Below are 7,368 nucleotides of genomic sequence, written 5' to 3' on the forward strand. Positions count from 1 at the left end.
CCACATGACTTCCGAACAGAAGCCTAACAGCATCACCATCACATATCTGTCTAAAGTATCGTTTGCCAGTTTGAACGGAGCAGACAAAGAGGTAGACAATATCAATCCCATCAAAAAAATCACGTTGAGTAACGGCCATGAACTCCCCTATGTGTCCTCGCAGGCCATACGTCGGGCGTTACGCGACCGCTTAGGTGAGATGGGTCATAAACTATCACCAGTTCAGGAAGCTAGTGCGAAAAAAGGGGCACCTAAAACTCAAATTCAACCGGCCGATTTTATCGACGATGATTTGTTCGGGTATATGGACGCGGCTCCATCCAAAGAGGAAAAGGGGAAAGGCACGTCTACTATCCGTACCTCACCAATTAGGGTAGAATCGTTAGTCGCTCTCTCAGAATACAAAGGTGACTTGGACTATGCTACCAACTACATGGGTAAGAGTGTTGGGGCTGATCCAAACATTTTTGAAACTGAGATTCATTCTGGAATTTATCGAGGTACTATATTAATCGAATTAGACCGCGTAGGAAGTGGTCAGGGTTTTGAGAAAGGAGTATCGGATAATGATAAAAATAAAGAACGCGTGCTGGCATTCCTGAACGCATTTCGTAACCTGTGGAGCAGTGGTCGACAAACTAGATTTCTGGCTGACATTTCGCCAAAATTTATTGCTGCGGCTTGTATGCGAGTCAAAAATCCCATTTTCTTGGAAGCTGTCAACGTAACATTCGATGGCAATATCCAATACGAGAAACTAACTAGTGTGGTTAATGATTACGAACCGTTTATCGTTCAACACGTCTTTGCTAAACAAGATGCGGTTTTCCCACTGGCTAATAACGTACCAGACTTAAAAATAAATAGCCTAAAAGATGGCTTCTCTGCTATTGAAAAATGGGTTGAGGATTACTATTCAACATCAAAAGTTTCATGAGATATTGTGTTGTTGATATACTTACTCTAACGGCATCGTTCCGTAATCCTGATTTTCAGAACTTTCATAAGTCTCTGCCACTCCCTCCGCCTACCACGCTGATTGGATTGGCAGGTGCCGCGTTGGGCCTTAGTCCTAAAGCAGCACAGACTTACTTTGAGGGGCGGAATTTTCGACTGGGTGTATTTGGGCAATCCGAAGGAATGGCAACAGATTTATGGAAGTACAACACGTTTGACGGACTGGGAAGTATAGTTCTGCGGGAACTACTTTACGATAGCCATTTTCTAATTGCCTTTGGAACAGACGACTTTGCCTGCATTGCTGAATTACAGGCCGCTTTTCTTAATCCTATTTACTGTTTGACAATGGGGAATAGCGATTCGCTGGCAAAAATCGTTGGAGTAACGATTATTTCAGAAACTAGTCAAAATAACCAAGTTGTAAACTGTCTAGTGGCTGGCGATGTAGTTGCTGATGTTCTAGAAAATGTAAATAGTTCAACATTGTCATTCTCTATTTACACGACCTCTGATCCAATTGCTTTTGATTTGCCTACTCGTTTTACTTATGATTCGGATTATGGTGCACGGCAGGTAGTCCGGCGGCAAAAGCTATCATTTATTGGCGAACAAATGCAGTTAAATTACCGTGTCGAAGGGATTCAGATTGGGGAGATTTTTGTCCCGGTTTTCGACTTAAAAATGTAATGCTATGCTTGAACATATTTTGGCAAAATCGGCCCCGGATGAAGAAACGCTTGTTGTTCATACTAACAATGCTCTTGCCGTTTGGAACGCAGTAAAGATACGATATCAGTCCGTTTTTGGCTTACCAGATTCATTTTGGGAACAGTCATTCTTGTCTGTACTTTTCCATGATTTTGGTAAAGTATGCGTTAATTTTCAAGACACTATTCACAAGCGAGTTAAAAACTATGATAACCATATCCGGCATGAGTTTTTGTCGGGTATGGTTCTTTTTGCGCTAAAACCAAAATTTTATTTATTGAACACCCTACCGCTTTATGCGGTATTTAGCCACCATAAACCGTTAACAGATACGCTGTTTCAGGATGACGCGCTCAAAGAACTACGCATTGAAGATGCTGACTTTAAAGACTTAGCTCTTTTTGTTGTGAATCGCACTCAAAAAGCCAGTTATGCCATTTCATTTCCGCAGTCAGTAAATGATTACTTCGTCCGTGTATCGATGAGAGGGCTGTACATCAGATTTGAACAATTTATAAAAAGTACGTCAGCTAACTTAAAGCCGCATGACAGAACCAGCTATATATTCTACAAGGCTATTTTAAATATTTCAGACTGGACAGCTTCCGGTCACGAGTCGCTGCCTAAAGGCCTTAGTTATCAAATGAATTTTCTACAACAGAAAATCAGAGAGAAACTATACGAAGATGGAAAAATTACCATTGCTAATGATTTTTCGTTTCGACAGTTTCAATTAAACAGCCAGCGGACAGGTTCCGTATTGGCAATTGCTCCCACAGGCAGCGGCAAAACGGAAGCATCTCTACTTTGGGCAAGTCAAAAAAAGCCTTTTGATAAGATAATCTATCTGTTGCCTACTCGTGTTACCTCAAACGCAATTTTTAAACGACTGCAATACTACTTTGGAGCAGAACACTGTGCGGTCGTCCATTCGTCTGCCTTCTTATACAGAAAGGAGATTGATGACGCTTTTGATAAAAAGGAATATTTGCGTGACAAATCTTTTTTCAAAAACGTCAACGTATGCACCGTCGACCAATTACTAACACAGGGATTTAATTTGGGATATTGGGAACTGAAAACTTTCCATTTATTTCAAGCCAGCGTTATTATTGACGAAATCCACTTATATGAACCTTATACATTAGGATTAATTATTGCTTCGATTCTTTATCTCAAACAAAATTTCCAGACTCGCTTCTACGTAATGACGGCCACAATGCCGCTCAAATTACAAAATCTTCTAAGAAAGACGTTGGCAATCAATCATGAACAAGTCATCCAAGATACTGAATTGCTTGATTCTGCTCGAAATCGGTTTGAAGTTAGAAGCGGTTTAGTGGATTCGGTCGATAAAGAGATACGATTAGCAATTAAAGCAGAAAAGAAGGTTCTATTAGTGGTCAATACAGTGAATGAAGCTATTGGACTTTATGAAAAATATCACTCTTTAACTCGATATACGTTCTGTTTTCACTCTCGATTTATTCAAAAAGACAGATTGCAAAAGGAAGAAGAAATTTTACAACTTGAGAAGCAAAATATTCCAATGTTATTAATCGCAACCCAGGTCGTAGAAGTGTCTTTGGATATAGATTTTGACATACTTTTTACCGAAAATGCTCCAATGGATGCTATTATCCAACGAGCAGGACGTGTCAATAGAAAGCGTGACGCGAATAAAAAGTCGGTAGTCGTTGTCTTCCAACACCAGTCAATTACCGAAAAGTACATATATCCGCCTGAAATATTAAATAATACGTTTGTTATGCTGACAAGGCATCACGGCTTGCATTTAACAGAACGTCAGTTGACAAGATTAGTAGATGAGGTATATGCCGATGCTGAGATTGAAACCGATAAAAACTATGAAAAAGGCTTGAATGCATATGCCGACATACAACACCATCTACATTACATCAAAGACAACATTGGCATGAACGAAACGTACACCCGTGAAGGATTGGATTCTGTAAGTGTAATTCCTATGAAATTTAGAGATATGCTTATGACTCAAGATATACTCGAAAAGAGCCAACATGAAGTTAGTATTCGGAATTGGCGTTGGCAAGAAGCAAAAAAAAACGGTATGACCTCGATAGATACTAATCCTAAACATAATTGGTTCAAATATCTTGACTGCCATTACGATTTTGAGCGTGGCTTGCGCTACAAAAAAAAAGATGAAACCCCTCTAACCGTTATGCTATGACCACCCTCTCCCAAACCCTTCTCCCTCTGACCACCGTCACCTTTCCGGAAATCGCCCTGCGGACGCGCGACGGGCATAAGCTTCGGGGGTATTTCGGTGAGCTGTTCCGGGAGCATTCGCCGATTCTGCACAACCATTACGAGGACGGCACGCTGCGGTATGCGTACCCGCTGGTGCAATACAAGGTGCTGCGGAAAGTTCCCACGCTGGTGGGGCTGCGGGAAGGCGCGACGCTGCTGGCGCAGTTGTTTCTGCGCATCCGGGAGTTAGACCTCGATGGGGCGCATATCCCCGTGCTGAGCAAACACATCCGCCACGAGCAGGCACCCGTCGGGCTGAGCGACGACCTGCACCGGTACCGTTTCGAGACGCTCTGGATGGCCCTCAATCAGGAAAATTACCGCGACTACCGCGACCGTTCGCCCGCCGATCAGCACGCCCAACTGAAACGCATCCTGACCAACCAGATTTTGATGGTCTTCAAAGACCTTGGCCTGTGGCTGGAACCGCACGAACGGATTCTGGTCAGCCTGAAGGCCGAGGAGCGGACCACCCAGTTCAAAAACCAGACCATGCTGGCGTTCGCCGGGGAGTTTACCGCCAACGTGATCCTGCCCGACGGGCTGGGGCTGGGCAAGCAGGTCGCCCGGGGTTTCGGAGCCCTCCGCCGAATCGAGTAAAATTCATAACTCATAATTCATAACTCCTTCGTGCAGCTTCACATCAACACCTACGGGACCTATGTGCACGTCAAAGACCAGATGTTCGACATCCGGTTGCGGGAAAAAGACGGTCAGATCAAAAGCACACCGTATTCGGCGCAGAAAGTGACGCACATCATCATGGCCACGGGAACATCGCTCAGCACGGACGCCATTCGGCTGGCGATGCAGAACAACGTCGATATTGTTTTTGTCGAGCAGGACGGCGATCCGATTGGCCGGGTTTGGCATTCGAAGCTGGGCAGTACGACCAAGATCCGGAAGGCCCAACTGGAGGCCAGTTTGTCGGCGGTGGGCGTTCGCTGGATCAAAAGCTGGTTGCTGACCAAGATAGACAACCAGCTTCAGTTTATCAAAGATCTGAAAAAACATCGGCCGCAACACGCGGATTTTCTGAACGATAAGCTGGCCCGGCTGGAAGCCCTGTGCGTCTCGGTCAACACGCTGGATGCCCCGCGCGTGGCCGACCTGGCCGAAACCCTGCGGGGGCTGGAGGGCACGGCCGGGCGGCTGTATTTCGAGACGCTCAGTTACGTGCTGCCCCCGGAGTACCGGTTCAACGGGCGCAGCAGTCGGCCCGCCCGCGATGCTTTCAACGCCTTTCTGAATTACGCGTACGGGATTTTGTACAGCAAAACCGAAAAGAGCCTGATCATCGCCGGGATCGACCCGTATGTCGGTTTTCTGCACCGTGACGATTATAACCAGTTGAGCATGGTCTATGATTTCATCGAGCCGTACCGGTGTTACGCCGATGAGGTGGTGTTCCGGTTGTTTTCGGCCAAGAAAGTGAATAAAACCCACACAAGTCCGCTGGCAAACCGGAATGGCGAGCCGGGGGCTACGCTGAACGCGGAGGGAAAGGCGCTATTGGTAACGGCTTTCAATGCGTTCATGGACGACGACCCAATCCGGCATCGGGGCCGTAACTTATGCCGCAGCCACGTCATGCAACTCGACGCGCACCAGTTTGCCAACGAATTGATTCAAAAGAGTGAAAGAGCGAAAGACTGAAAGAGCGGGTCGCCTGACTTGCACGCATTCACCGCCCGGCGGACCGTTCCCACACTCTTTCACTCTTTCGCTCTCTCACTCTTTCGCACATTTACCATGATCATCTGGGTTCTCTACGACATTGAAAAAGACAAGGCGCGTACGAAAGCCGCCAAGCTTTGTCAGCAGGCGGGTTTGTACCGGGTGCAGTTCTCCTGCTTTCTGGGTTCACTGACGCCGAATGCCAAAGACACGCTGCGGCTTCAGTTGGAAGACCTGATCAACGAAGAAAAAGACCGGGTCTACATTTTTCCGATGAGCCGCGACGAATTGCAGCAAACCGACTTGCTGGGACAGGCCTTCGACAAGAAGCTGGTGACCGACGAAATCCGCGCCCTCTTTTTCTGACCCGCGTCTAACTCATAACTCTTAATTCTTAACTCCTAACTCCTTGACCCTAACACCGTCCCATCTGATCGAATACCTATTCTGCCCTCGGTTTACGTATTTTGAGTACGTGTTGCAGATTCCGCAGAACGAGGAAAAAGACTACAAAGTGATGCGGGGCCGTCACCTGCACGACGAGAAACTGGAGCAGAACAAGGACTATCTGCGCCGTCGGCTGGGCGTTATCGGCAAGCACCTGGACCAATACCTGACCAACGATCATATCCGGGGGCGGATTGATGAGGTGCTGGAACTGGCCGACGGAACGATGGCTCCGCTGGATTACAAGTTCGCCGAATTCAAGGACCGGATTTATGAGACGTACCGGACGCAGTTGTACTGTTACGCCTGGCTGATTGCGGATAATTTTGGCCGGGAGGTAACGCGGGGGTATTTGGTGTATACGCGGAGTCGAAACAAAGTGGTGGAAGTACCGATCGGGCCGACCGATCTGGCCGAAATCCGGGAAGCCGCCGAAGCGATTTACCGGATTATCGATCAAAATTTTTTCCCGAAAGCGACCAAATACAAAGCCCGTTGCGTAACTTGTACGTACCGGAATGTCTGCATTCGGTAGTCTTTCCGGGCGGCAATTTATTTTCACGCTGTCTGGAATCGCTTATAATGTATTGATTATGTAGTAGTTGTGCTTTCGGAAAATGGCAAATTGTATGCTTAAAAATCGTTATTTGACATGTTGTGTAAACCAAAACGAGAGCAAGCGTTTTTCGCGCAAGGCTTTGCTTATCAGTTTATTATCAAGTCAGACGACTTGCTGAATATCATCCAGATAAAGACGGATTGAAACGATACAACCGAAGAAGGCTGTTTGTCTGGTCAGCAAACTTGCTGAATATCATCCAGATAAAGACGGATTGAAACTCGATTGCGGATTGCATCAAATCTGGGATATATGAATCTTGCTGAATATCATCCAGATAAAGACGGATTGAAACGGTCGGGTGATGGATGGCAGACGGATATTTGGTATTCTTGCTGAATATCATCCAGATAAAGACGGATTGAAACTTTTCAGGATTTGTCAAATGGTATTTTGCGGGAAATCCTTGCTGAATATCATCCAGATAAAGACGGATTGAAACTTTTTACTTAACCCACTCGTTGTGACCCATCATAATTCTTGCTGAATATCATCCAGATAAAGACGGATTGAAACAAAGGAATTTCAATCTCAAAATCATCGTCCTCAATACTTGCTGAATATCATCCAGATAAAGACGGATTGAAACTATGACTCTCAGCAGGGCAACGGTGATGACAACCGCCTTGCTGAATATCATCCAGATAAAGACGGATTGAAACGAG

Annotated in this window: 7 protein-coding genes and 1 CRISPR repeat array; all 7 genes read left to right on the forward strand. The window is 45.8% G+C overall.

The window, feature by feature from the left end; all coding sequences use genetic code 11:
- The first annotated feature begins 4 nt into the window (after positions 1 to 4).
- Entirely contained in the window at positions 5 to 937 is a 933-nt protein-coding gene (gene cas7i, locus ACO2Q8_RS26395) for a type I-B CRISPR-associated protein Cas7/Cst2/DevR (protein WP_423347892.1), read from the forward strand.
- Complete coding sequence (gene cas5 / locus ACO2Q8_RS26400) at positions 934 to 1,647, forward strand: CRISPR-associated protein Cas5 (RefSeq protein WP_423347893.1); 714 nt, start codon at positions 934 to 936, stop codon at positions 1,645 to 1,647. The genes cas7i and cas5 overlap by 4 nt, the downstream gene beginning before the upstream one ends.
- Before the next feature lie 4 nt (positions 1,648 to 1,651).
- Positions 1,652 to 3,880 (forward strand): CRISPR-associated helicase Cas3', encoded by a 2,229-nt coding sequence (gene cas3, locus ACO2Q8_RS26405; protein ID WP_423347894.1) that lies wholly within the window; start codon positions 1,652 to 1,654, stop codon positions 3,878 to 3,880.
- The gene (locus tag ACO2Q8_RS26410) at positions 3,877 to 4,560 is read left to right on the forward strand and encodes a CRISPR-associated endonuclease Cas6 (protein WP_423347895.1); all 684 of its coding nucleotides are present in this window, start codon (positions 3,877 to 3,879) and stop codon (positions 4,558 to 4,560) included. The genes cas3 and ACO2Q8_RS26410 overlap by 4 nt, the downstream gene beginning before the upstream one ends.
- Positions 4,561 to 4,590: 30 nt before the next feature.
- On the forward strand, positions 4,591 to 5,616 hold the full coding sequence (gene cas1 / locus ACO2Q8_RS26415) for a CRISPR-associated endonuclease Cas1 (RefSeq protein WP_423347896.1): 1,026 nt from the start codon (positions 4,591 to 4,593) through the stop codon (positions 5,614 to 5,616).
- 96 nt (positions 5,617 to 5,712) lie between these two features.
- Positions 5,713 to 6,003 (forward strand): CRISPR-associated endonuclease Cas2, encoded by a 291-nt coding sequence (cas2, locus tag ACO2Q8_RS26420; RefSeq protein WP_423347897.1) that lies wholly within the window; start codon positions 5,713 to 5,715, stop codon positions 6,001 to 6,003.
- Positions 6,004 to 6,046: 43 nt separating this feature from the next.
- Entirely contained in the window at positions 6,047 to 6,619 is a 573-nt protein-coding gene (gene cas4, locus ACO2Q8_RS26425) for a CRISPR-associated protein Cas4 (RefSeq protein WP_423347898.1), read from the forward strand.
- Between the two features lie 194 nt (positions 6,620 to 6,813).
- Positions 6,814 to 7,365: a CRISPR direct-repeat array (repeat unit 37 nt; unit sequence CTTGCTGAATATCATCCAGATAAAGACGGATTGAAAC).
- The last annotated feature ends 3 nt before the right edge of the window (positions 7,366 to 7,368 follow it).

The sequence above is a fragment of the Larkinella sp. VNQ87 genome, assembly GCF_049445795.1.
Classification (GTDB): domain Bacteria; phylum Bacteroidota; class Bacteroidia; order Cytophagales; family Spirosomataceae; genus Larkinella.